Origin of the sequence: Streptomyces sp. NPDC052496 (assembly GCF_040679095.1) — a bacterium.
In the GTDB taxonomy this organism is placed as follows: Bacteria; Actinomycetota; Actinomycetes; order Streptomycetales; family Streptomycetaceae; genus Streptomyces.
Window position 1 is genome coordinate 57920 of record NZ_JBFAUH010000014.1, and the last position, 23373, is coordinate 81292.

The 23373-nt window shown below is 67.8% G+C and carries 34 protein-coding genes, 1 pseudogene and 1 CRISPR repeat array; of the genes and pseudogenes, 26 read left to right on the top strand and 9 right to left on the bottom strand.

The genetic code is table 11. The features are described 5' to 3' along the window. The first annotated feature begins 108 nt into the window (after positions 1–108). The 3 genes from AB0L45_RS19635 to AB0L45_RS19645 all read left to right on the top strand — a co-directional run bounded on the left by AB0L45_RS19635 (position 109) and on the right by AB0L45_RS19645 (position 3248). On the top strand, positions 109–1035 hold the full coding sequence (locus AB0L45_RS19635) for a hypothetical protein (RefSeq protein WP_365841485.1): 927 nt from the start codon (positions 109–111) through the stop codon (positions 1033–1035). Between the two features lie 139 nt (positions 1036–1174). Further along, a complete protein-coding gene (locus AB0L45_RS19640) occupies positions 1175–2200 on the top strand; it encodes a Mu transposase C-terminal domain-containing protein (protein ID WP_365841487.1) in 1026 nt (341 codons plus the stop codon). 670 nt (positions 2201–2870) lie between these two features. After that, on the top strand, positions 2871–3248 hold the full coding sequence (locus AB0L45_RS19645) for a hypothetical protein (protein ID WP_365841489.1): 378 nt from the start codon (positions 2871–2873) through the stop codon (positions 3246–3248). Between the two features lie 339 nt (positions 3249–3587). Here AB0L45_RS19645 and AB0L45_RS19650 read toward each other — a convergent pair. The 3 genes and pseudogenes from AB0L45_RS19650 to AB0L45_RS19660 form a co-directional block, all read right to left on the bottom strand. Beyond that, positions 3588–3704: pseudogene (locus AB0L45_RS19650) on the bottom strand (glutathione peroxidase); the annotation flags it as partial. A gap of 236 nt (positions 3705–3940) precedes the next feature. After that, positions 3941–4225, bottom strand: a complete 285-nt coding sequence (locus tag AB0L45_RS19655) for a hypothetical protein (protein WP_365841491.1) — start codon at positions 4223–4225, stop codon at positions 3941–3943. 158 nt (positions 4226–4383) lie between these two features. After that, entirely contained in the window at positions 4384–4575 is a 192-nt protein-coding gene (locus AB0L45_RS19660; RefSeq protein WP_365841493.1) for a hypothetical protein, read from the bottom strand. 369 nt (positions 4576–4944) lie between these two features. On the opposite strand from AB0L45_RS19660, the gene AB0L45_RS19665 reads away from it, so the two are divergent. The 12 genes from AB0L45_RS19665 to AB0L45_RS19720 all read left to right on the top strand — a co-directional run bounded on the left by AB0L45_RS19665 (position 4945) and on the right by AB0L45_RS19720 (position 12399). Beyond that, the gene (locus AB0L45_RS19665) at positions 4945–5151 is read left to right on the top strand and encodes a hypothetical protein (protein WP_365841495.1); all 207 of its coding nucleotides are present in this window, start codon (positions 4945–4947) and stop codon (positions 5149–5151) included. A 134-nt stretch (positions 5152–5285) separates the two neighbouring features. Continuing rightward, on the top strand, positions 5286–5492 hold the full coding sequence (locus tag AB0L45_RS19670) for a hypothetical protein (protein WP_365841497.1): 207 nt from the start codon (positions 5286–5288) through the stop codon (positions 5490–5492). Further along, positions 5489–5752, top strand: a complete 264-nt coding sequence (locus AB0L45_RS19675) for a hypothetical protein (protein WP_365841499.1) — start codon at positions 5489–5491, stop codon at positions 5750–5752. Before AB0L45_RS19670 ends, AB0L45_RS19675 begins: the two co-directional genes overlap by 4 nt. A 475-nt stretch (positions 5753–6227) precedes the next feature. Then, positions 6228–6944, top strand: coding sequence for a hypothetical protein (locus tag AB0L45_RS19680; protein WP_365841501.1), 717 nt, complete (start codon positions 6228–6230; stop codon positions 6942–6944). Next, positions 6941–7120, top strand: a complete 180-nt coding sequence (locus AB0L45_RS19685; protein ID WP_365841503.1) for a hypothetical protein — start codon at positions 6941–6943, stop codon at positions 7118–7120. The genes AB0L45_RS19680 and AB0L45_RS19685 overlap by 4 nt, the downstream gene beginning before the upstream one ends. Further along, entirely contained in the window at positions 7117–7479 is a 363-nt protein-coding gene (locus AB0L45_RS19690) for a DUF6221 family protein (RefSeq protein ID WP_365841505.1), read from the top strand. Before AB0L45_RS19685 ends, AB0L45_RS19690 begins: the two co-directional genes overlap by 4 nt. Then, positions 7476–7871 (top strand): DUF6221 family protein, encoded by a 396-nt coding sequence (locus tag AB0L45_RS19695; protein WP_365841507.1) that lies wholly within the window; start codon positions 7476–7478, stop codon positions 7869–7871. The genes AB0L45_RS19690 and AB0L45_RS19695 overlap by 4 nt, the downstream gene beginning before the upstream one ends. Positions 7872–7950: 79 nt before the next feature. Then, positions 7951–8205 (top strand): hypothetical protein, encoded by a 255-nt coding sequence (locus AB0L45_RS19700; protein ID WP_365841509.1) that lies wholly within the window; start codon positions 7951–7953, stop codon positions 8203–8205. Positions 8206–8365: 160 nt separating this feature from the next. Then, positions 8366–8821: direct repeats of the CRISPR family, unit length 29 nt; unit sequence GGGATCACCCCCGCACGCGCGGGGACCAC. A gap of 401 nt (positions 8822–9222) precedes the next feature. Next, a complete protein-coding gene (locus AB0L45_RS19705) occupies positions 9223–9444 on the top strand; it encodes a hypothetical protein (RefSeq protein WP_365841511.1) in 222 nt (73 codons plus the stop codon). A 501-nt stretch (positions 9445–9945) separates the two neighbouring features. Continuing rightward, positions 9946–10932 carry a transglycosylase family protein gene (locus AB0L45_RS19710; protein ID WP_365841513.1) on the top strand — a complete coding sequence of 329 codons (987 nt, stop codon included), beginning with the start codon at positions 9946–9948 and terminating at the stop codon, positions 10930–10932. 904 nt (positions 10933–11836) lie between these two features. Beyond that, complete coding sequence (locus tag AB0L45_RS19715; RefSeq protein WP_365841515.1) at positions 11837–12109, top strand: hypothetical protein; 273 nt, start codon at positions 11837–11839, stop codon at positions 12107–12109. Further along, positions 12106–12399, top strand: a complete 294-nt coding sequence (locus AB0L45_RS19720) for a hypothetical protein (protein ID WP_365841517.1) — start codon at positions 12106–12108, stop codon at positions 12397–12399. The genes AB0L45_RS19715 and AB0L45_RS19720 overlap by 4 nt, the downstream gene beginning before the upstream one ends. A 176-nt stretch (positions 12400–12575) precedes the next feature. Here the strand turns inward: AB0L45_RS19720 and AB0L45_RS19725 are convergent, their stop codons facing one another. After that, complete coding sequence (locus tag AB0L45_RS19725; protein ID WP_365841519.1) at positions 12576–13097, bottom strand: hypothetical protein; 522 nt, start codon at positions 13095–13097, stop codon at positions 12576–12578. A gap of 248 nt (positions 13098–13345) precedes the next feature. Here AB0L45_RS19725 and AB0L45_RS19730 point away from each other — a divergent pair, with 248 nt between their 5' ends. The 9 genes from AB0L45_RS19730 to AB0L45_RS19770 all read left to right on the top strand — a co-directional run bounded on the left by AB0L45_RS19730 (position 13346) and on the right by AB0L45_RS19770 (position 18982). After that, positions 13346–13900 (top strand): hypothetical protein, encoded by a 555-nt coding sequence (locus AB0L45_RS19730; RefSeq protein ID WP_365841521.1) that lies wholly within the window; start codon positions 13346–13348, stop codon positions 13898–13900. Between the two features lie 68 nt (positions 13901–13968). Next, complete coding sequence (locus tag AB0L45_RS19735) at positions 13969–14364, top strand: hypothetical protein (protein WP_365841523.1); 396 nt, start codon at positions 13969–13971, stop codon at positions 14362–14364. A 7-nt stretch (positions 14365–14371) separates the two neighbouring features. Continuing rightward, positions 14372–14641 carry a hypothetical protein gene (locus AB0L45_RS19740; RefSeq protein WP_365841525.1) on the top strand — a complete coding sequence of 90 codons (270 nt, stop codon included), beginning with the start codon at positions 14372–14374 and terminating at the stop codon, positions 14639–14641. Next, on the top strand, positions 14641–15195 hold the full coding sequence (locus AB0L45_RS19745; RefSeq protein WP_365841527.1) for a hypothetical protein: 555 nt from the start codon (positions 14641–14643) through the stop codon (positions 15193–15195). Before AB0L45_RS19740 ends, AB0L45_RS19745 begins: the two co-directional genes overlap by 1 nt. A 10-nt stretch (positions 15196–15205) precedes the next feature. Then, the gene (locus tag AB0L45_RS19750) at positions 15206–15706 is read left to right on the top strand and encodes a hypothetical protein (RefSeq protein WP_365841529.1); all 501 of its coding nucleotides are present in this window, start codon (positions 15206–15208) and stop codon (positions 15704–15706) included. A gap of 28 nt (positions 15707–15734) precedes the next feature. Next, positions 15735–16550 carry a hypothetical protein gene (locus tag AB0L45_RS19755; RefSeq protein WP_365841531.1) on the top strand — a complete coding sequence of 272 codons (816 nt, stop codon included), beginning with the start codon at positions 15735–15737 and terminating at the stop codon, positions 16548–16550. Next, on the top strand, positions 16489–16764 hold the full coding sequence (locus tag AB0L45_RS19760; protein WP_365841533.1) for a hypothetical protein: 276 nt from the start codon (positions 16489–16491) through the stop codon (positions 16762–16764). Before AB0L45_RS19755 ends, AB0L45_RS19760 begins: the two co-directional genes overlap by 62 nt. 56 nt (positions 16765–16820) lie before the next feature. Next, complete coding sequence (locus AB0L45_RS19765) at positions 16821–17948, top strand: DUF5047 domain-containing protein (protein WP_365841536.1); 1128 nt, start codon at positions 16821–16823, stop codon at positions 17946–17948. Continuing rightward, entirely contained in the window at positions 17948–18982 is a 1035-nt protein-coding gene (locus tag AB0L45_RS19770; protein ID WP_365841538.1) for a hypothetical protein, read from the top strand. The genes AB0L45_RS19765 and AB0L45_RS19770 overlap by 1 nt, the downstream gene beginning before the upstream one ends. A 75-nt stretch (positions 18983–19057) precedes the next feature. On the opposite strand, the gene AB0L45_RS19775 is transcribed toward AB0L45_RS19770, so the two are convergent. The 3 genes from AB0L45_RS19775 to AB0L45_RS19785 are packed head-to-tail and all read right to left on the bottom strand — an operon-like array spanning position 19058 to position 21205. After that, positions 19058–19588 carry a hypothetical protein gene (locus tag AB0L45_RS19775; RefSeq protein ID WP_365841540.1) on the bottom strand — a complete coding sequence of 177 codons (531 nt, stop codon included), beginning with the start codon at positions 19586–19588 and terminating at the stop codon, positions 19058–19060. Between the two features lie 7 nt (positions 19589–19595). Continuing rightward, positions 19596–20885, bottom strand: coding sequence for a DNA/RNA non-specific endonuclease (locus tag AB0L45_RS19780; RefSeq protein ID WP_365841542.1), 1290 nt, complete (start codon positions 20883–20885; stop codon positions 19596–19598). Further along, a complete protein-coding gene (locus AB0L45_RS19785; protein WP_365841544.1) occupies positions 20885–21205 on the bottom strand; it encodes a WXG100 family type VII secretion target in 321 nt (106 codons plus the stop codon). Before AB0L45_RS19785 ends, AB0L45_RS19780 begins: the two co-directional genes overlap by 1 nt. Positions 21206–21354: 149 nt before the next feature. Here AB0L45_RS19785 and AB0L45_RS19790 point away from each other — a divergent pair, with 149 nt between their 5' ends. Both AB0L45_RS19790 and AB0L45_RS19795 read left to right on the top strand, forming a co-directional pair. Further along, entirely contained in the window at positions 21355–22092 is a 738-nt protein-coding gene (locus AB0L45_RS19790; protein ID WP_365841546.1) for an N-acetylmuramoyl-L-alanine amidase, read from the top strand. Then, positions 22092–22451 carry a hypothetical protein gene (locus tag AB0L45_RS19795; protein ID WP_365841548.1) on the top strand — a complete coding sequence of 120 codons (360 nt, stop codon included), beginning with the start codon at positions 22092–22094 and terminating at the stop codon, positions 22449–22451. Before AB0L45_RS19790 ends, AB0L45_RS19795 begins: the two co-directional genes overlap by 1 nt. A 51-nt stretch (positions 22452–22502) precedes the next feature. Here AB0L45_RS19795 and AB0L45_RS19800 read toward each other — a convergent pair whose 3' ends face one another. Together AB0L45_RS19800 and AB0L45_RS19805 are read right to left on the bottom strand one after the other, a co-directional pair. Next, positions 22503–22703: a hypothetical protein gene (locus AB0L45_RS19800; RefSeq protein ID WP_365841550.1), complete on the bottom strand. Its 201-nt coding sequence runs from the start codon at positions 22701–22703 to the stop codon at positions 22503–22505. Positions 22704–23178: 475 nt separating this feature from the next. Next, positions 23179–23373, bottom strand: a complete 195-nt coding sequence (locus tag AB0L45_RS19805) for a hypothetical protein (RefSeq protein ID WP_365841552.1) — start codon at positions 23371–23373, stop codon at positions 23179–23181.

The following is a 23373-nucleotide window of genomic DNA, read 5'->3' on the forward strand; positions in this document are numbered from 1 at the left end:
AGACGACGAACCCACCGGCTACGCCGCCCGACCTGCGCATCGCAGGTCAGAGCGTTCTGAGTACACACACTCATGTGCGCCAGAACGGCGGCTGGCAAGCTCCACGACATGAACAGCGGCAGAAGGGCGCTGACGGCCCTGCATCTCTTCGTGGTCTGGGTGCTGATGGCGGCCGTGGTGCCGGCGCTCGGATTCGGGCTGGTGCTGTCGGCCTGGGATGGAGGGGCCGGTGCGACGGTGCCGGTCTTCGCATTGGGTGTGCCCCTGACGGTGGGCCTGCTGGCCACGGCAGGCCTGTTGGCGCGGACCGTGGTGCCGTTGTGCGGCTCCGCGTCACAGCGGCTGGGCTGGGCAGTGCTGGTCTTCGTCCTCGGCACACTCGGCGTCCTGGCAGGTCTGGCCGCCTACGGCCGGGGTGTGGAGCTGGGGAGCGCCAGTACCGCAATCGCGCTGACGGGAGTTCCGTATGCCGTGGTCGCGGCGTTCTTCGTGCCGGGCCGGTGGGTGCGGCTGGGGGCGCTGGCGGTGCTGGCGTCCGCGGTGGCCTACGGGGGCTTCATCGGCCCGGCCCAGGCCCAGCAGCGCCGGCACGAGGCGGAGATCGCGCGGTACCAAGAGCAGCCGGAGCTGCTGTACCTGGGCACTGCCCCGCCGGGTATGCAGGTCTCCCGGGCCGCGGTCGGCCCGGCCTCCTTCAGCGTCGAGTACCTTCCCGTCCGGGCGGGGTACGAGGCCGGGTACGTGGGCCTTACCGTGAGTCCGCCGCTTACGCCGGCGCTCCACTGCCCCGAGCCTACGGACAAGCACATGACCTGCACGATCGACGCGCACGGTGAGATGCGCATGGTCCGCGACTTCCCCGGCGGCTCCCGCGAAGTCACCCTCACCCGCCGCCTCGGAAACGCGGAGGCTCAGGTCACCAGCCAGACCCTCGACGAACCTGGACTACGCGATCTCCTGGGCACCTTGCACCCCTTGTCGGACACAGAGCTGGAGAAGCTGATGCGGGAAAAGAAGATCGACTACAGAAACTGACCCCGTCTGAATCGGCTCGATCAGCCGGTAACGGCCGTCCAGCACGGCCCCTGCCCGCACGGCTCCCCCGTCTCGGCGTAGCGCGACGCAGCGCACCAGGCGTCTACCCGGCACGCTGCGCCGCACCCCGCTGGATGTGATGGTGGTCCTCGACTCGGGGGTGATGGCCCGCGCGGATCTGACCATCGCGGTCGATGTCGCCACCCGCACGATCTGCGCGGCGGTGCTGCGGCCGGTGGGCACCAAGGCGGTGGACGCCGCGCTGCTGCTGGCGCGGACGCTAGTGCCGGAGCCGATGCGGTCGAGCTGGCCGGTGACCTTGCGGATGGCAGCCTCGCGGATTCCGCACCGTCAGCTGCTGGATGCTGATGCGCGGATGGAACAGGCCGCCGCGAAGCCGGTAATCGTGCCGGACACGGTCGTGATTCGACGGCGGCAAGGTGTTCATCTCCGATGTCGCAAAATCCGCACCTGCGCACGGTGGGGCATCTCCGTCCAACGCGCCCGCCCGCGCACGCCGACGGACAAGGCGATCGTGGAGGCGACGTTCTCGGCGATCAACACGCTGTTCTGCCAGCACCTGGCCGGCTACACCGGTCGGGACGTCTCGCGCCGCGGCGAGCGGGTGGAACAGGCCGCGGTCTGGACGATCCCCGAACTGCAGGACCTGCTGGATGAATGGCTGCTGGCCGGCTGGCAGATGCGGCCGCATGACGCGCTGCGGGATCCGTTCCGTCCGGGGAAGGCGATATCAGCGAACGACAAGTACGCCTCCCCGGTCGCGGCCTGCGGCTACCTGCCGCTGGTCCGGCGCGGGGAGGACCACCTGGAGCTGCTGCCAGTGGCCTGGCGAGCGATCAACGATTACGGCATCCGGATCGCGCACCGCACCTACGACACCGCCGAGCTGGGGCCCTGGCGACGTCAGCACTCCGGCCACGCGGGCAAGCGCGGGCTGTGGGAGGTGCACTACGACCCTTACGACCTCTCGCAAGTCTTCGTCCGCACCGACAGCGGATGGATCACCGTGCCGTGGGTTCACCTTCCGCTGGTCAGCGCTCCGTTCGCCGACTTCACCCGGGCCCATGCCCGCCGCCTGGCCGCCGAGACCGGCCTGAACGACACCAAGAGGCCGCCGTTGCCCGCGTCCTGGACGCGCTGTTGACCCGCGCCGGGCACGGACCGGATACCGCCACGGCCCGCGTGGTGGGCCGCCCCCGGGCAGCTGCCGCCCTGCCGGCCCCGACCACACCGCCCAAGACCGAAAGCACTCCGGCACCGAACAAGACTTGGTGGCGGGCTCCCCGTCCGCCGAGGTGGCGGGTTTCGGGGTCTTCGACGCCGACGCCGAAGCCGAAAGGTGGCTATGAGCACGTCCTTAACGGTCCCGTCGACGCAAACGGAGCCGGGCGAAGGAGCCCCGCCGGATTCCCCGCTGACCGCCAAGGCGGGCTGGCGCCGTTACGTCGAGCACGAGACCGTCCCGCCGCAGCATCGGACGGCTGCCGAGCGGGCCGCGCTGACCGGCCGGGAACGGTCCCGTGAGGACGAGTGGCGCCGGGAGTATCACGCGGACCTGCCGGTGGTGAACACCCCGAGCATCGGTAAGGTCATCGCCACCGCCCGGCTGCTGTTCCAGCTCAACCGCCACCAGGTCTCCGCCCGCCGGGGCATGATCCTCTCCGGCGCTTCCGGCACCGGCAAGGCCACCGCCCTGACACAGCTGGGCCGCGCGCACGAGCTGGCCACCCGCAAGCGCCATCCGCGCGACGGGGTCCGCCTGCCGGTCATCTATGTCACCGTCCCGCCGGCGGCCACCCCGAAGATGCTCGGTGATGGAGTTCGCCCGCTTCTATGGTCTGCCCTTCCCCAAGCGGGGGTCCACCCTCCCCGACCTCGTGGACGCGGTCTGCGCGACTGCCGCCCACACCCACGTCGATCTCGTCCTGGCCGACGAGCTGCACCACCTCAACCTGGCCACCCGCTCCGGCGCGGAAGCCTCCGACCAGCTGAAGTACTTCGCCGAACGCCTGCCCGCCACGTTCGCCTACGCGGGCATCGACGTCGAGACCCAGGGCCTGTTCGCCGGCACCCGCGGCCGGCAGATCGCCGGACGGTTGACAGCGGCAACAACCGAAACCAGGGCCGCACGTTCCTGTTCCACAACCACCCCAAGCCCGTTCTCCTGCGCGAGAGGACACCGCAGTACGTGAAGTGGGAAGGCACCATCTGGCACAGCAGCCGCACCGACGACCTCATGAAGGAAGAGGTGGCTCGACGGCGCAAAGAACTCCAAGACGGAGCCGCACGTCTGCGACGCCAGCGGAGGGCACACGCAACTGCTGAACAGCCCTGACATGTGCACTGACAACGGAGCCGCTCTGTGGTCCGGCCCCAGGCATCAACCGAACTGTCGTTTTCTGAGAATTGCACGCCCATCGCATTCCGGAGAGGCCCGGCGGGCCGTAGGCAGAGGGTTCGAGGTCGCGTCCGTCGCGAGGAAGACGATGGTGCCCCGGGGCAGTGGTGGCGACGCCTCGGGGCGGGGACGTTCAGCCAGGCAGGACGGCTTCGATCGCTGCGGTGATCTCATCAGCCTCAGGATCGGTCTGGGGGGTGAAGCGCGCGGCGACGGTGCCGTCGGGAGCGATGAGGAACTTCTCGAAGTTCATGACTTTTTCACGTCCCCGCTGACCTGCGGCGACGCAATGCCATTGGCATAGATGTTTCCATGGTGCCGGACAAAGTTTCCCGTTTCCGAAAATGACCTCAGGATAAACCGAACAGCACATGACCGCGGTCCGTGCGCGATGGGCCGCGGTCTCCCCGTGCAGTAGACGAGGCAGCCGGGGGAGGGTCCGGTAACCGCATCGTGCAAGCCGTCCGTTCCTCTCGGCGCAGCGGATCAGCCGTCCTCCCCGTCCTCCTGCCGGGCGCGCTGACGGAACAGCTCCGCGCGTCCCTTGTACGCCGCGGGCGGCTCGATGTCATGGGCCCGCGCGAGGCGCCGATAGACCTCGGCGGTCTCGCCGGTCAGTGCGGCCAGCGCCTCGGTGGACGCGCCGGCCCGCAGATCTTCGAGTGCCAGCTGACGGATCTCCTCCTTCATCTCGCGGGCGGTCTTCAGGGCGCGGCGGTACTTCGCGTACCGCGCTGCGGTCTCCTCGCCGAGGGTCCAGGCGTCAGCCATGCCGCTGATGTTACAGCCCTACCCATCGGGGTCAAGAAGAAAGTCACGGAGCCCAATGCATCGGGATATTGGCAGCCCTACGCATAGGGGTATGTAGTGGAGTTGTCGGCGGAAGTCGACAGGGGGATCCCCGTAGGGGGCGCTCACCGCACGTCCAGTCAATTCGAGGGGGATCCGTCGCCGAATTCGGGGTTTTGAGCGAGGAGGGCTGCATCTACGTGGCGGACACCCTTGCCGAGGCCGAGGCGGTAGCAGTCAAAGAACGTGCGGCGGATGCCGGTCACTTCGCCGATTTGATCAGCTTCCACGAAATGTGTTCCGACCACCGCGACACCGAGCAGCCCAAGCACGGCTGCGAAGAATGCGCGACGGAGTGCGACGACGAGGAGGTAGACCGATGTAGGTCCGTGTGGTGCTCATGGTCGACGTCAACCCCGAGCAGTGGAAAGGGCGCTACCCGTTGCTCACTGCACAGGAAGGGGGCGTTCGGGAGGCCGTTCGCTGGTACGTGCTGAGGGAAGTGGAGTCATCCACCCCGACAAACAGCGAGACGTTTCGACGTGTGAAGCTCGCGGAGTCCTGATCTCCGCCGCTCCGCAAGGGGCACCCAGCCTGCCCGGGTAGGGCGATGGCGAGCCAGCCCCGCAAAGGGCCGTGGCAAGGGGTTCGACTCCCCCGCCGGGCACTCACCGCACGCCCAGCCGGCCCGAGGGGGAATCATGGCCTACAACATCTTCGCTGATCGTGTCACCGACCGAAGCCTCAGCAGGACCGCTTACCTGGCCAGCGCGTACGAGGCGTCAGCGGCCGTGAACGCGTTCCTGGACGCCGGGTTCCGCGTCTCGTCCGACCTGTGGGGCGCGTACGTCCCGGACGCCATGGTCACCCCGGACATGGCCGACGAGTTTAGGCAGCTTTCTGCCTGATCCGCCAGCCCCGGAATGCGGCGCGAGGCCGCGGGACCGAATCCCGCACGGGGCACTGAGCCGGGACCGGCCGCGAGGGCTGCGGCCCGGAAGCCGGTCTCGCTCTTCACCCGCAGCCCTGCGAAGGGGGCGTCATGTGCGTCTGTATCCCGCTGTGCACGCAGTTTGAGGGCGACTGGCCTGAGGAGCAGTGCCCCAACCCAGACTGCACCGATACGGCCAAGGGCAAGCCCGTCAACCTGATCGATTTTGTCGGCAGTGTGGGCCTGACGTTCCACTGCCACACCTGCCCGTGCCGCTGGTACTCGGTCTACGAGGTTGTCAAGGAGGCAACGTCATGAAGGACCGCGACAGGCACGCATTCATTGACAGGCACCCCGAACTGGCCACTGCCGACGAAGCCCTGACGCACGTGCTGGAACTGTTCGCGGACCTGCCGGACGACCGGCTGATGATCCAGGCGACATCCGGCATGTACCACCCCGGTGTCCACACCGGTCTGACGATGGGCGACCTGCGGGAACTGTCCGCGGAACCGCGCGGTCGCGCGACGGAAGATGGATCAGGAGAGCGCCGGATCGAAGGAGCCGGCCGCGCCTGAGCCGCTGGCCGCCGAAGCCGCCGAGCGGTGGCACCAGGGCCGCGTCCGGCTGTGGCAGGACCTGTGCGACGCGCTGAACGCGCTGGAGCTGGCCGACGAGCGGCCGGGCCTGGATCTGACGGAGGCGGGCGCGGCCGGATGGTGCGGCACGTCTACGGCGAGACCGCGCGGGTCAACCACTCGGACGACGACCCGGTATGGCGGCTCGAAGTCGCCATGGACCTCTGATGCGGAAGGGGGCAGCCGTGCCCAGTCCCTACGCGTGGGCGTACACGGACGACGACGGTATCCGCCGCCAGGTGAAGATCCACCGTACCCGTGACGACCGCGACGTCGTATGGGCCCCGCGTTTTCCCGGTGACCCTGCCCCATGGTTCGACGAGGATTATGCGGAGAACAACCCGGCCGCCTACTTCGCAGACGCCGAACCCCGCAGCCGCAGCCCGCCGAGACCGCCGGTGGTGACGCGGAGACCGTGACCCGCCTCGTCGCCGAACTGGCCGGCACGTGGCGCGAGCACATCGAGTACGACGTCGCCGTGCAGCGCCACAGCGGCGTGTGCCGGACGCTGCGCGCCGCGGTGACACCGGCCCGCCGCAGGCATCACGAATGTGAACGCCCGGTGCACACGGAGGCGCGTGCCGAGGACCGCCTCCAACCTCCTCTGATCGGTCAGTTGCAGGACGCCGTGAGCGAACGAAGCGCGACCGGAGATACCGGGAGCGTGGGTGTCCAGGAAAGGCCGCACAGTAACCCGCCCGGAAATCAGGAGGCACTGGACTGCCTGTTCGCCATCGAGACGGATGTCCGCAGGCATTACGCACTGCTGCGCGAGGTGCTGTACCCGCACGACCGGGCGGTGAGGGTGTCGGTGGCCAACGCGCTGCGTCAGATAGCGGACTGGTGCGCCCTGGCCGCCGACGGAACGCTGGACGCCGGCCCGGATCTCGTGCGCGAGGTCAAGAGCGACCTGCACCGGCGCGTACGGACCGCGAGGATCATCCTCGGTTACGACGTGGTGCACAGGATGCTGGCCGAGACGGTCTGCGGCGACTGCGGCGGCGCGCTGAGCGTCGCCGACGACGCGTCCACCGATGTCCGCTGCATCGGCACGCCGGAGACGGCGCCGTGCGGCACGCGGTACTACCGGTGGCAGTGGATTGACCTGCTGGAAGGGAGCGGGAGCGCGTGAGCGAGAAGCGGCCGACGGTCGATGAGCTGCTTGAACTGATCGATCAGTTGAGAGGCCCCGACCCGTGCTGGTACGACCACCACGGGCACTGCCAGGCGCACGGCTGGTTCGAGACGGAGCCGCGCTGCCCGCACGCCAGGGCTGGGGAACTGTTCACCGAGGGGGAGAGCCCGTGAGCGCAGAACTGCTCGTGTTCCTGCGGGAGCGGATCATGGAGGACCACGAGACGGCCGCAGATGCGGCGGTTGCGGGCTGGGACCTAGGGGCAGTGGACGAAAGCAATGCCACGGCCCGTCACGTCGTACGGCATGGCCCGGCACGCGTGCTGGTGGATGCTCCGGCCAGGCAGAGGCTCGTCACAGAGATCTTCCGGTACGAAGCCACGATCGATGGCGAGTGGGGCTGCTGCCACGATGCGGAGCAGATCGAGGCGGGCCGTTGCCCGGGGACGAACCCGGATGAGATCGAGGCGCTGCGACTGCTCGCCGTGGCGTATGACGGCCATCCGGACTTCAAGGAGGAGTGGCGCCCGTGAGCAACGGCTTGATCGGGTTCCTGCGGGCGCGGTACGACGAAGAGGCCGTGCTGGCCAGCAGCGGCGAGACCTGGACCGCCTTTGAGGAGAATGAGCGGACCGGCACACGCCGGGTGGACGTGGACTATTCGATCGAACGCGTCGTCGCGTGTACGCGCTCGTGGCGCGGAGAGCACATCGCCCGCCATGATCCGGCTCGCGTGCTGCGGCGGATCGAGGCACCGAGGCGCGCTGTTGACGCGTACGAGTGCGCCCTCACGGCATATGCCCACGCGGAGCAATCGGTGCGCGACTTGATGACCGGTGCCGTGAACTCCTGGGAGCACGTGCTACGCCTCGCAGCGCAGGTTTACGACGACCCCCCCGATTTCAAGGAGGAGTGGCGATCGTGAGCGACCCGTCAGCGGAGCACGCTGACGCGCTGGTGAGCGCGTTCCTCCTGCGAAGTTCCTGGAGGCCACCCGCGAGGGCATGGCGAGCATCTCCCGTCGGCGCCGCCGCCAGGTGAGCGACGACGCCCGGCACCTTGCGGGCTGTCCGGCCGTCAGGGGCGTCGGCCAGGAGGCGAGTGTCGACACCTCCGGCCCGGGCTGCGGGTACGCTGCGGTCAAGGCCGTGATTAGTTGCGGGCACGGCAAGCGCGCGGAGTTCGAGGACGGGGGCTTCGGCGATCTCACCAGTCTGATCGCACGGATTGCCGGGGAAGAGTCGGGGAGGAGGCCGTGAGTGTGCCAACCCCAGAGTGCTGCTGTGCCGAAGAACCGGCGGGCATGAGCGATACCGATGACATGATCGCCTTCTACCGAGCGCGACTCGGAGAAGTGGCGGAAGTCGTCCCCGCACGCGCGGGGACTACGCCATGGGGCCCATGACGTCGGCAAGGGCCCGGACCACCCCCGCACGAGCGGGGAGCACGCGATGTCGTTCGTGATGTTGTTGTACTCACGGGGATCACCCCCGCACGCGCGGGGACCACTCGCACTACGGCCGAGTCGTCCGGGCCGTGCTGGGATCACCCCCGCACGCGCGGGGACCACCGGGAAGGGCGCCGTACATCTAGTTGATCACTGGGATCACCCCCGCACGCGCGGGGACCACTCGCCCTGGCTCCAGCGCCTGGACCGGCTCCCGGGATCACCCCCGCACGCGCGGGGACCACTAGCCCTGCCACAGCACCGAAATTCAACCGAAGGGATCACCCCCGCACGCGCGGGGACCACACACCAGCAGGGCGCGACGTAAGCCGGGTGGCGGGATCACCCCCGCACGCGCGGGGACCACAGATCAGGAACGTAATCCGCGCCTTGCGGCCGGGGATCACCCCCGCACGCGCGGGGACCACCAGGGCGCGACCAGCGGTTCTACCCGGCGAGGTGCGGGACTTTCCTGACTTTCGAGAAAACCGACATTGCGCCCTTAATGGTTCATTTGAGAAGGCAGTGCAGTGACCTGATCACGTTACTACGTGCGGGTGACGGCAAACGGTGTCGTGGCCCTGCTCGTGTCCGACTACGACGATCATCCCGAGTGCAAGGAGAGCTGGCGCCTATGACCGACCCTGACCCCCCGCTGGAAGTGGGTAGAGATCCCGGAACTAGGCGGACCGCCCCAGTGGATCAAGGGGCGGTGCAATCGCCTCGACATGGTGCCCGTGTGCGAGAAGGATCTGCTCGGTGATGACGGCCCGGTCGTCGCGCACCTGTGCCGTACCTGCGATCAGCAACTGCCGAAGGAGTGGACGCCATGAACACCCTGCTTCGTGCCGGGCGCTGGTACTGGCGTGTGAACACCGTCGTGTGGCGGCACGTCCGCCGGTTCGCGGTCCCGCTGCACCTCCTTTTCGGGGCCTTGTCCGTGGTCGCGTGGGCGGCCGGCGTCCGGACCGGCAACCTGGTGCTGATGTGGATGCCCGCCATGTACGCCGGAGCCTGGGCGGTGACCGTCGTCGCGGAGCCGCGGCGATGACCCGTCTCGCCGATACCGACGCCGCGGTTCTCTACACCGGCCGCCCCCGCGAAGTCCTGTACCGCTGGCGGCGCGAGGGGCGGATCACGGACCACCGGGACGCACGGGGGCGTCCCCTGTGGGATCTGACGGAACTGCCCGCGCACATCCCCGGTCACCCGTTGCCCCAGCCGCCGCCTCTGCCCCGGAAAGGCCGTTCCTTGACTCCCTAACTGATCATATGCACTATGGGCCTGTACCAGGCGTGCCCAAGTGGCGCGCCTGACGCGTTTCCAGGCCCCGTCCGCATCAGCCGGCGGGGCTTTCTGCTGCGCCGCAAGGCGGCGTCCGCGGCTGTCGACGGCCGCTCTTGACCGCCCGATCACGGGGCGGACCACGCGGTCTCGTACGGGGGCGGACCATGACCCGAGAGGGAACTTCGTGGGGCATCACCGCACCACATCGGGACGGCACCGGAAGCCCACAGCTGTCCACGCCAAGTGCACCGTGACCCTCGCCGCTGTGACTGGGCTCGTGGGCACCGGCGCCGTTGTCGTGGGTGCGGACAAGGCGTCCGCCGCGCCCGTCAGCGTCTGGGACAAGGTCGCCCAGTGCGAGTCCGGCGGCAACTGGCGCATCAACACCGGCAACGGCTTCTACGGCGGGCTCCAGTTCACCCCGTCGACCTGGCGGGCGTACGGCGACAAGCGGTACGCCTCCCGGGCCGACCGCGCCACCAAGAGGCAGCAGATCGCCGTTGCGGAACGCGTGCTGCGGAGCCAGGGCCCGGGAGCGTGGCCCGTCTGCTCGGTGCGCGCCGGACTGCGCCGCGGCATGGCCGCACCCTTCAGTGGGCCGGCCAAGGCCGTGGCGCCCAAGTACCCGAAGACGGCGCCGAAGAAGGCTGCTGCCGGTACCGCGGCCAGAGCGGCGGCGTTCGCGCTGCGGCAGGTCGGCAAGCCGTACGTCTACGGAGCCACCGGCCCGTACGCCTTCGACTGCTCCGGGCTGACCATGGCCGCGTGGCGCGTGGCAGGAGTTCGCATCCCCCGCACCTCACAGGCCCAGTGGCGCAGCCTGAAGCACGTGTCCCTGAAGACCATCCGAATCGGCGACCTGGTCGCCTACTACCGGGGTGCCTCGCACATCGGCATCTACATCGGGGGCGGGCGCGTGGTGGAGGCACCCCGCCCGGGGCGTAGCGTCCGCGTGGCCAGGCTCAACGCACAGCCCGTGCTCGGGGTGGTGCGCCCATACGGCTCGACAACGGGGGGTGGGGGTACCCCCCATCCCCCTACCCCCCACCCCCGGGGGGCTCCCGATGTCAAGGCAGGGGGCTCTGCCCAGGCGGGCCCTGCCCAGCAGGGCGGGGAGCCGAAGAGCAGGGGCAGTGACCAGAGGGCGGGCACCCGTGACAGCAGGGGGAGTACGAACACACCGGGCAGGACAGAGCCCCGCCCCCATGCCGCGGCCAAGCCCTACAAGGTCAAACGTGGTGACAGCCTGTAGCGCATCGACAGGGCCCACAACATCAGTAGTTGGCGTGTGCTCTACCGTGCCAACCGGCGCACCGTCGGCAGCAACCCGCACCTGATCCACTCTGGTCAGGTGCTGATCCTGCCCCGATAGCCACCGTCCGCTACCGCACTTCTCTTGTGCTGCCTGGATGTTCGCCATGGTTACGCAGTGCCCTGTCATCAAGGAGCTGTGTACCCATGGCGAATAGTGATGGTGCTCGTGCCCATCGCTCTGGTTATCAATGGCGCAAGGCAGCAGAGCGCCTGCGCCGTGAGGCTGAGCCCATGTGCTGGATTTGCGGTGCCGAGGTCGACCTGTCACTCGACTACCGACACGCGATGTCATGGACTGCTGATCATGTTGATCCGCTGTCACGTGGTGGGGATCCGTAGATGCAACGAACTTGAGGCCGGCTCACCGGCGCTGTAACTTGATCAAGGGTGCCGGACGGGCGCCGATTCCGCTGGTGGGTTCGCGGCGATGGTGATGACAGTCTCTGCATACTGCGTATGCATCCATGAATGAATAGTCGATGTTATGGGTTCTTATGCTGCCCCGGGGGGGTATGCAAAGTCCGGATGGGGGTAGCGGATGACCAAGGGATATACAGGTCGGAGGCTGATTGTCGCGGCTACTCGATCACCCGGGGGGCGGGTTGATCACGTGAAGATCTTCCCTGGCGACCACGGGCCCTTTGAACCTCAAAAACCCTCTGATCATTTTTGGCAGGAACCGCCAGGTCAGCGCCTGACCGAATGTGCGGTTTCCATTTAGTCGTTATGCATGACGGCTGATCGCATATTCAGCGACCGCTTATGCATCGCATATATGCATTCAGCGTCGTGTTATGCACTCGTCCGCCCGTCGTTCATGCGGAGTTCGAGAGGGGGCGACCATGGCGGCCGACTGGCAGAAGGATCCTGACGCAGTCCTGGACTGGCGCTGGGACTGGACGGACTGGCTGGCCGACGGCGAGACCATCACGGCGTCGGTCATGACGGTCTCCGCCGGGTTGGTGCTCACCAGTGACTCCTACAGCCCGACCAGCGCGACCGCGTGGCTCTCCGGCGGCACTCCCGGCACCCCGTACCTGGTCGCGAACCGCATCGTGACCTCTGCGGGGTGCACCGACGAGCGTTCGGTGACGATCCGTGTCACGAACCGGTGACCCTCTACGTCGTCATGGGCCCGCCCGCCGGCGGGAAGACGTTCTGGGTCGCGGCACACGCGGTGACCGGGGACATCGTCATCGACTACGACCGGCTGCTGAACGCCCTGACGGCGGAGGGCAGCACCTTTGTCCGCGGCATGGGCCGCCCGCTGGCTACCGTGGCTTACCAGGCGCGGGAGGCCGCGATCCGCGAGGCGCTGCGGCACACCGGCACACACGAGGTGTTCATCATCCACACCCTGCCGAAGCCCGCGCTGCTGGCGAAGTACAAGCGCTACCGGGCGTAGCTCGTCACCGTGGACCGGGCCGGGACGTGGTGGAACAGCGCTGCCGCGCCGAGCGGCCGGACATCTCGATGGACGGCGTGCGGCGCTGGTACGGAGGGCGACAGGGGATAGCGGCAGTCTCACCGCTGGAAGCCGACCGCGGTCTTGGAAGGTCCCGGTGGTGGTGACTGCTGCTTTCAGGGACTCGGCGGGGAGGGAGGCTGAGCCCTCCGGTGTGACCGTATCCGCTGCCAGACTTGGAATTGCGTTCTGCTCGACTGCCACTGAGCGGTGAAAGTGGTGCGCGCCCAGGTGACCAGTGGGAACAGGATCAGCATGGCCATCCCTGCGGTGGTGTTCCAGACGATGGAGTGGGCAGGGTCGCTTCCGCGAACTCGCGACGGATCGGCAAGGTAAGCCAGACATTCGTAGACGTTGACGGTGAGCAGCATGGACACTGTCGCCCAGATGAAGCCCATGGTGAGTTGAATCAGTGAGGAACGTGACGGACTGTTCTGCCATTGCCGGAATGCTTGTTCGCGCTCTTGTTGGGTTGTCGCGCTGTCGAGTGCGTGCAGCGCATCCTGGGCAGAGGTGAGGTTGGCCTCTTCTGAGACTCTGAAACGGTCGGCGTGCGCTCTCAGTTCAACGACCCCGACCAGAATGATGACGGGAGCCAGTGCTGCGGCTGTTCCTGCAAAAGTCTCCGACATATGCATGATCACAGTATGTCTGAGTCGCTTCGTCCAGCCGATGGCCGGACCTCGGCGGTGCCGGCGCGAGGTGCGTACTGCACTCAGCGCTGTCTTCGGCAGCGCTGCTTCGTCATACCCTATGCAGCTCGGCTATCACGCTGAGCGCCAGCTCATCGTCACAGGTCGTGCCGTACATACGTCCTCAGCCCGGCCTGCGGGCAACTTCGCCTGAACTGCCTTGAGTCTGCGCTGCACACGCGATGATCCATGCCATGGACGCGGGATGGGCAGCAGTACTCGGGGCCGTTGCCGGAGCGTTGGCTACCACCGGGGCGGCACTGGTGACGGGCTGGGCGAGTCGGGAACAGGCAAGAATCGCTGCCCGCGCTGAGCACGTGCGGCAGCGCCGGGAACCGCGGCGCGAGATCTATCACGGCTTTCTGGCTGTGACTTCCGAGGTCAGAGAAGTGGTGCTCGGACGGTGCTTTGACACTGCCCGCGGTCTGACCCATCAAGGGCAGGACGTCCGCAATTGGCTGGCCAGCAGCACAGCAGCCGTGCGGGAACACTGGCTTCGCGTCATGCTCGTCGGTCCCGAGGAAGTGGGGGCTCCTGCATCAGAGGTTGCAGGGGCATGTCGCGAAGCAGCCCGTGCAGCGCACTGGATGGCGGTCTTTGACAGCAGCCCCGAGGGAGAAGGTATCCCGGCGGACGATTACAACGAGGTTCACAGACGAGCGCTGGACACTGCTAAGGAACTGGACAGCGCGGTAAAGGCGTTCATCAAGGCCGCGCAGTTGGCCTTGGATGCCGACGGCACGTGCTGACTGCCAACCGGAGAGCCACGGCGAGACGAAGAACTGAGGAGGCCCGTGGCAACGCACCTTGCCACGCCGTGCAGAACACGATGTGCGACGCCGCGGTGGACTACGTCGACAGCGGCGCGGGCGTCGGCACCATCAAGATCTATACGGCCACGATGCCGTCCAGTGCGAACACCGCGGTCAGCAGCCAGACGCTGCTGGCCACGTTCAGCTTGCAGAACCCGGCGTTCGGCGCCGCGTCGTCCGGCGTCGCCACGCTGGCCGGTACGCCCATCACGACGACCGGCGCCGCTGCGGGGACGGCGGCCTGGTTCCGCTGTGCCACGAGTACGCCGGGAACGTGCTTCGACGGCTCCGTGACCGCCACGGGCGGTGGCGGTGACCTCCAGCTCAACACGACGACCATTTCCGTCGGCGTCAACGTGCAGATCACGAGCGGTACGTTCACCATGCCGAGCGGGGAGTGAGACACGAATGGCAGCCCTGGAGGCCACCCGGTTCCCGCTGATGTGGCAGGACGGGCAGTCCGAGCGCGCGGCCCTGTACGCGCTGCGGGATGTCAGCGCCGGGGACACGGTCGATCTGTCGCAGCAGTTCACCGTGGTCAAGCGCTGCGCACTGGTCGGCACCACCGTGGCCGCGGCTCTCGCCGGTTCGGTGTCCGGAACGGTGGTCACCATTCCTGCGGGAGCTGCCCGTGACGCGGCCTTCCTGCTGTCCTTCGGCTGCGCCGGCCCGGCCTGATGCCGACCGGCGACCGTCATGTCGACACCAGCACCGCCACGGCCGACGGGTCCGACTTCGAGGGCGGCATCGGCAACTGGTCCACGGGCGACCAGGCGAGCGCCGCTGCAGCGAGCACGGACCGGGCCCACCGGGGGACATATTCGGTCAAGGTGACGCGCAGCGCTGTCTCACCGGGCAGCTATCTGGTGGTCAGCGGCTCGGACTTCCCGGTGACGGCTTCCGCAGTCTGGTTCTTCGAGTACTGGCTCTACACCTCGGCGGCCGCAGGCGTTTTCCGAACCGACGTGGACTGGTACCAGGCCGACGGCAGCACCTACATCAGCTCCTTCGCCGGAACGAACGTCTCCGCGACACCGAACCAGTGGACAAAGGCCGGCCCGTTCACCGCCACCTCGCCAGCGCTCGCAGGCTTCGCCCGGCCGGCCCTGGTCAGCGTCTCCGGCATGGCGGCCGGGACCACCGTGTACCTCGATGACGTCTTCTTCGGCCGCCGCATCTGGCGCTCGTGCCTGGTGATGCCGCAGTCCGTGACCAGGGCGTCGATCCGGTGAGGGGCGGCTCATGACCATGTATGTCGCCTACAACGCCGCGTTCGGGGCCACGACCGCGACGATGGCTGGCACGAGCTATGCCGCAGGCTCGAAGGTAGCCGTTCAGCTGGCGACACCTTCCAGCCTGCAAATCCGGATCGTGGAGTGGGGTGTCAGCTTCAACGGAAGCGCTGCCGGTACTCCGGGCGTGTGCGAGCTGGTACAGAACGGCACAGCGTCCACGTGCAGCAGCGCACACAGCACGACCACGGTCCAGTCGATCGGCGACAGCACCACGGGCAGCCGCCTGACCATGGGAACCACGACATCCGGCTACGGCAACGGTGCAGTGGCCTCCGCAACGGTGGACAAGGTCTTCGACGTGCAGTTTGTCGGCCCGACCAGCCAGTACGTGAAGATGTGGCCTCTCGGGCGCGAGCCCGTCGTCGTCCCGTCGAAGTTCTGCCAGCTGCGCATCAACACCGCTGCCACGCTGACCGCCCTCGCCTACGTCGTCTTCGAGGAGTGCTGATCCGGCGCCACGCGTAGGGCGGTGAGGCATGGCCAGGCTCGGGCGGGGCCACCCCGCAGCCGCGTACGTCACCTTCATGCAGCCGCCGGTCGTCGCCGTAGACGTCGACGGCGGCCTGACGGCTACCGCACCGGCTGCGGCTGCGAGTGCCGCAGGGACCGTCACAGCATCGGGCACGGCATCCGCAGCTGCTCCGGCGGCCACGACGGGTGTCACGGGCGCCGTTTCGGCCTTCGGAAGCCTTACGGCGGCGGTGACGGCGCCGACGGCGGTTTTCGGGGGAACCGCCGAGGTTTCCGGGGCCCTCGCATCGGTGCCGGCCGCTGCTGCGGTCGCCGGGACGGCCGCGGTGGCGGCTGCGGGCAGCTTCGGGGGTATGGCGACGGCCGCTGCCTGCTCCTTGGCCGCAGACGCAGAGGCCTCCGCCGCCCTCGCCGTCACCGCCCCTGCTGCCGTGGCGGTGTTCACGGCGGTCGTGCCGTACGCGCTGCGCGTCCACGCACCGGCTGCGACGGCCTTCTTCTTCGGCTCGCTCACGGACCTCCTGGACGTGGCAGCGCCGACGGCCGTCGGCGCTGCCGTGGCCGAGATCACCGTCTCGGGCGACCTGGCAGCCACCGCTCTGGCGCCGTCCGCTTCCGCCTCCGGAACGGCCGAAGTCCTGGGTGCGCTGTCGGTTACCGCGCCCGCCGTCGGGGCGGCTTTCACCGGCTCGGCGCTGGCCGTCGGCGACCTGGCCGCAGTGCGTCCAGCCTCGCCCCACGGGCACGAACGTCCGAGCCATGCGCAAGCACTTAGCGGACTGCTGCGAGCGGCTGCACGCCATGCTGGGCGCCCGGGGTGACATGCTTCCCGAGGGCGCCCGCGCACAGCTCGCCACAGCCCAGCAGCGCATCGGCGCGGCACTGGACATCGTGGAGCACGCGCCTGCCGCCTGGTCGCGCGAGGCAGACGCAGCATGGGGTGAGCTGATGCGGTGGGCTCGCCAGCTGGACACGGACAAATTCCGGCGGGGCGGCGACTGGGTTCCCGAAGGGTGGAAGGCGTTCGTCGGTTGATCGCTCCAATATCCGGGCGGGTCCTTCTGCATCTGTGAGTGTCCGGGGAGGTGGCTGTGCCCGTCCAGCATGCTTCGGACCGCTTCCTTCAAGAGATCAGGCGCAGCCATACCGTCCATGCGTACATCGACGTGATCTCCCCGACGCGGCAGACGGTGCGGCTGTCCGCGACCGGGGGAGAGGTGACCGTCGACCGTACGGCGGCGGTCCGGCGTACCTGCAAGGCCACCTGCGTAGATCCTCTGGGGGTGCTGGTCCCCAGCGGCACGGAGTCCCTGCTGACGCCGTACGGCACGGAGCTGCGGCCGTACCGGGGCGTGAAGTACGACGCCGGAACGGTTGACGTGCTGCCGCTCGGAGTGTTCCGGCTCGCCAAGGTCAGCGTCTCGGACACGACTGGCGGCAGCCCGGACATCCAGCTGGAGGCGTACGACCTGAGCCGCACCGTGGCTCGGGACGAGTTCACCAGTCCGTACGTCATCCCCAGCGGGACGAACATCATCGAGGCCATCAGGTCGGTTCTGGCGCGCACCTTCCCGGACCTGTCGTATGACGCGATCAGTACCACCAGGACGACCACGGCGCCCTGCGTGTACGACGTCGGCGACGACCCGTGGGAGGCGGTCACCAAGCTGGCGCTGAGCCTGGGCTGTGACATCTACTTCGATGTCGAAGGCTGGGTGGTCATCGCGCCGCCCACCGACATCGACGCCCTGCCGACCCCAGCCTTCAGCTACGTCGAAGGGCGGCAGTGCACGATGCTGGATCTCTCCCGTGTCTTCACCGATGAGCCCGGATACAACGGAGTCGTGCTCACCGGCGAGTCGCCGGGCGACGAACTGCCCGCGGTGCGTGCGGTGGCCTGGGACGACGAGCCGACCAGCGCGACGTACCATCTCGGTCCGTACGGCGAGGTGCCGACTTTCGTCACGGACCAGCTCATCAAGACGACCGAGGATGCGCAGGCGACCGCCGACCAGCTCCTGCGCAACTTGCTCGGCTTCTCCGCGCAGCTCTCCGTCTCCGGCATCGTCAACCCGGCGTATGAAGCCGGCGCAGTGGTGGAAGTCGTACGCGAGCGCAGCCATGTGTCCGGCCTCTATGCGCTCGACGCGTTCACCGTGCCGCTGGACGCCAAGGGCACCCAGACCCTGACCTTGCGCCAGAAGAGGCGGGCCGGCTGATGGCCACTCCCGGCGAGTCGACGCCTGCGGAGCCGCCCATCGTCCCGACCGAGGCGGCGGCGCAGGAGGCGCAGCAGGCGGCACAAGCCGCTCAGGCCGCGCAGACGCAGGCGATCCGCGATCTCGCTACAGAGATCGCGAAGCAGACGCTGCTCGACTTCGACCCGGCGACGATCCGCAAGGGTACGGTCTCCAGCATCGCGGACACAGCCGTGCCGCCGACGCTGGGGATCCAGATCTCCGGGGACACCACGGAGATCCCCGGCATTCGCTACATCGACAGCTATGTGCCCGTCATCGGCGACACGGTCCTGGTCATCAAGCAGGGCACGGACCTGGTCGCTCTGGGCGAGATCGCCGGGCAGTTCAGCGCCAGCACCTGGACGACGGCAACGCTCGGGCCGGGCTTCTCCCACAATGGCAACAGCAACGGCAGCGTGCGCTACCGCAGGGTCTGGGACAACGGCTCCTTCAAGATGCAGTGGCGCGGGGGTGCGGCGAGCACGGGGGCGTCAACGGCGGTCATCTCCACCCCGCTGGACGTCGGATACCGGCCCGTGGGCCTGGTTTCCGTCGGCACGGCCCGCGATGCGATCGGATCCACCTCGGTGAAGCTCGACTTCACTCCGAGCGGCACCGTCAATGTGGTCGGCGGGACGGTGGTGCCGTCCATCACCGATGCCACGATCGGCGGGCACAGTCACTCGGGGCCGGCGCACACCCACAGCGGCCCGAGCCACACGCACCAGGTCTTCACCAGCCACCAGCAGGACATCGGCGCGACAGGCGGTACATCGCAGTCCCACACGCACAGCTACTCGGGCGGTACGACCGGCGGCCAAAACCAGAGCCACACGCACACGCTCAACCACACGCACGAGATGGACGACACGGGAGCGGCCGGGACCGGGCAGACGGGCTCCGCCGGCACGGGGAGTACATCCACGGACGGCGGGAGTACGCACGGTCACGAGAACAACGCTTCTGCACCGACATGGATCAGCTTCAACAGTATCGAGCACTTCCTCGACTGAACCTGCACAAGCCGCCCTGCTTCGCTCCGGCAAGGCAGGGCGGCTCAGAGGGGGCCCGTTGTTGGTTTCCTCGGTTCAGATCCAGGGATTGCGCTCATAGCCGGGATCCTCGTCAGGGAAGTCTTCGGGGAAGACCTCGCTCACGATGTCACCGCGGAGAACCCGCAGCAGATAGCTCTCCACCGGACCTTCGTACAGGTCGTACTCCCTGCCGCGGCCGATGACGGTGAGGACGGCCCAGCGCTCCGGGTCAACGTGAGGTACCAGGAAGCACATGTCCGCGTTGTCCGTTCCCCCCCAGCGGATGAGCTGTGAGGGCTGTACCGCACGCTCCTCCAACAGGGCACGGATGTGGGGGCGCGAATCCTCCATCGTCTTCCGTGCTGCAAGCGTCATGGTGACCAGGTCCACATGTTCATTCTCAGCGCCTGCCCGGTAGACACGCAGGAAGTCATCGAACTTCGCGCCTCCGAAGGCGGTGAGGAACGCCTTGAAGGCGGGCGGGAACGTGGTGCCAAGGACTGTCTCGGCTTCCTCCCAGTCGTTCAGGACCGGGCCGAGTTCGCCTGTTGCCGGAAATGCTGCCAAGGTGTCGAGATCAGCCATGTCCTACCTACTTGTTGATAATGGTCTGGTCGATGTGCAAACCGGGCCCCACGGCTCTGACATGCACTCCTGTAGGAATGATGTCGTCGGGGTGGGCGTAGACGGGAGACGCCGAATACTCGACGTCACCTCGTTTACTGACGGTCTCGTAGATCCGCTCTTCCAGCTTTTCCATCACTTCATTGTTGGCCTTGTCGTACATGATCACGATGTTGGCTTCCGCTCGGCCGTCGCCTCCCAGCGACCGCGCCAGCAGGTGCCCGCGCGTGTGCCCGGCCGTGTCGCCGATCCAGCCCGGTGGCTTCACCCGTCTGGATGCCTTGGTGCCGGTGTCGAGCATGTCGTGCGTAATCCTCGTTTCGACGCCGGTGGCCCGTCCCATGCTGTCAGGTGGCTTGCAGTACGAGGGGATCGGTTTCTGAGGCGCCCTCCCACCTCCGCCTCCACCGTGCTGAGCGCTCCGCATCAACGGGCGTCCGGTAGGCCCCACAGACTCGATGCCGGCCATGGCCAGTTGCGGGCCGCCCAAGTTGGGCAGTGTCAATTCGAAGTTGCGCAGACCGTCCAGCTTCATGTTGCCGAACACGTTCTTGATGCCGCCCGCATCACGGATCGCCTTGACGCCGCGTGCGGTACCGCCCAAGGCTCCGCCCATCAGCAGACCGGAGACGCCGGCGTCCTTGATCTCGGCGACGTTGATGCCCTTCTGGTCGCCGAGCAGGTTGCGGCCGCCCTGCGCCACCACCACATCCACCGTGATCGCTTCGACACCGCCGATGGCAGCGGTGGCCAGGACGGTGCCCGCGATCTCGGCGACGGTCGCGGACACTGCGACTCCGGCAGTACTGGCTGCGGCGACGATCGCCTCGGTCGCACCGGCCGCCGCGACCTCGCTGATGCCTCCGGTGAACAGCGCCAGCGCGGTCCCGGCGACCAGGACCGCGCCCGCGATTTCCAGCGCGTGCTCGATCTGTTTCTTGGCCTCGGCGATCTGGTCGGCGAACTTGTCCAGTGCCTTGGCCATGTCCCGCGCGGCGGACGCCACGTCGTCCAGGTAGCCCTTGCCGCCGCCGTGGTACTTGCGCCAGAAGGCGCTGAACGCCTCGATGCCCGGGCCCTTGTTGTTGTCGATGACATCCTGGGCAGGTTTGTGCGCCGCAGCGGTGACATCCTCCACGTCATCGGCGAACGTCCGCCATGCACGGGCGGCCTCCCGCAGTTTGTCCTCGTCGCCCTCCGGCCACCACATGCCGGTCAGGTCCTGAACGATTTCCTTGGCCTTGTCGGCGGCACCCATCACGCACCGCCCTTGCCGAAGCCGGAAGCTGAAGAGCGGTCGGCTTCCTGGTGGTTGTCCGCCATGTCCTTCATGGCCTTGGAAATACTTTCCAATCCCTTGACCAAGGCTTGGGCTGCTTTTTCAATCTGCTCGCGGTGCGGAGCGTACGCGTGCCGAAACTTCTCGCCCTGCTCGTCGTCCCCCCACGGCGAACCGAGCCCGTCCAGCGAGCCTTTGAGTTTGCTTGTCGCCTTCGCCAGCGCGTCCGCTTCCCGGTGAAAACGCGGTGCGGCGGACTTGAGCTGGTCCGTGTCTATGTCGAAGCCGTCACCGGCCATAGGTCCCCCCAGGAACTGTGCTTTCTCGTGTTCCCACAACCTACCGCGAGTCACTGACAGCGCTCTTGGCGCTTTCCTTCACAGGGCCTGGCGGAAAGTCGTTCACGACTCAAGCAATATCGGGAGAGTGAGAACTCATGGCTCCTCCGATGTCCGCCGCGAGCCTGTTGGCCGTCCTGAAGGACGAGGGTCTGCACGTCGTCCAGGTTGGCAACTGGCGCACGCACAACCGTGCCGGGCACGGCGACTGGGGCCCGGTGCACGGCGTGATGATCCATCACACAGTCACCTCGGGCACGGACGCCACGGTGCGGATCTGCTACGACGGCTATGCGTCTCTTCCCGGACCGCTGTGCCACGGTGTGATCGCGAAGAACGGGTGGGTGCACCTGGTCGGCTGCGGCCGTGCGAATCACGCGGGGCGCGGGGACCGGGACGTGCTGAACGCGGTCATCGCCGAGAGGCCGCTGCCTGCGGACAACGAGACGAACGCCGACGGCAACGTGCACTTCTACGGGTTCGAGTGCGAGAACCGCGGGGACGGCCGGGATCCCTGGCCGGCCGTTCAGCTCGAAGCGGTCGAAGCCGTGTCGGCCGCCATCTGCCGCTTCCATCGCTGGAGCGAGCGCAGCGTGATCGGGCACCGCGAGTGGCAGCCGGGGAAGGTCGACCCGCTCGGCTTCACCATGGCCTCGATGCGTGCCCGGATCGCGGAGCGCCTGGCGCCGCTGCGTACGTACCGGGTGCGCGCGGGGGACACGCTCTCCTCCATCGCCGCTCAGTTGCTGGGCAGCCTCGCGCGCTGGCCGGAGATCGCACGGCTCAACGGCCTGAAGGGCGCCGACGTGATCCGCGTCGGCCAGGTGTTGAAGATCCCGAAAAGGTAATGGACGTACAGGCGTGGCTGGTTGCGGGCGGCGGAACGGTCGGCATGATCGTGTGCGGACTGCTGGCCGCACGTGCGACGATTCGCGCGGGCGCGGCTGCCGCGACGGCGAACGAGGCGGCGGCACGGACGGCCGCGGAGCCCGCCAACCGTGCTGGTGACCTCGCGGTCCTGACGGCCACCGTCACCCGGGTCGACCAGGAGAACGCTGCGCTCAGGGCCCGCATGTCCCGTACCGAGGCGCTGGTCAGGGCGTACTCCTGGACGGTGGACGCCCTCTACCGCTGGGCGCGCGACCCGGTCGGCGATCCGCCCGAGCCGCACCGCTTGGTCAAGGAGTACAACGACTCCGGATCATGAGAGAGCCCCCTTCGCTCCTGCGGGCGGAGGGGGCTTCTTCGCACAAGGCGATCACGAGTCACGGTAGAGCGGCCCGGTGTTGTCGGCCTGGAGCAGTTCCATCAGATGCTGTTCCGTTTCGGGGCTGACGTCGACGGCCCACGTGTTCCGGGACGCGTTGTATGCGGCCTTCTTCAACGCGGTCCGTTCGTCATCGCTGATGTCCAGGGCGAGAAGCGCGGTACCAGCTGCGTCGGTGAAGGTGGTTTCCACGGTTTCTCCTTTGCTGGTGTACCGGCCGAGCCCCGGCCGGGAGACGAATCCGTTGCCGTGACCTTTACGGGTGTGCCGCCGTCGCTCTTCCGGACGGGGGTGGGCGGATGAGCCGTGGGCTGACGGGTCTTCCGGGGCGCTCGCGGCACTCCCTGCCGGGCAGAACCGTCCGCCGCCTCCCCCGTCGAGGAGGGCGCGCTTACCGCTTTACCGGAGCCCCGTTTCTGGGGACGGTGAATTTGTGCCGTGGCCCGAGGGGGTCGCTCCCGCGTCTCTCTGTCACCAGAGTGCAAGGTACCGGGTCTTTCGAAGCCGGTACTCCCGTCCCCCTGCCGGGGGTGTGGGCTGCCACTGTTCCTCTTGGCTCATTCGCTGTCGAGTTGTTCCACTACCCATAATTAGCCCTACGTGTTGGGTTGCCTAGGAGGTCAGGCGTGATTCTTTCCGGGACTTCGGAACGGGTAGCTTCATGCCGTCAGAACCCGCCATTGCCGTCGCACAGCTCGCCCGGGCACGCGTAACCGACGACGCCGGTCGGGGTGATGGGATCTTCGTAGGTCCCTGTCGCTTCTATCCAGTGCGGGCGGACCGCCCGGCGGCAGTACGGGCAGCGCCGGGACGGCAGGCGGAGACACTCGGAGCGCGTGCATTCGCGCGGGATCTCGTTCAT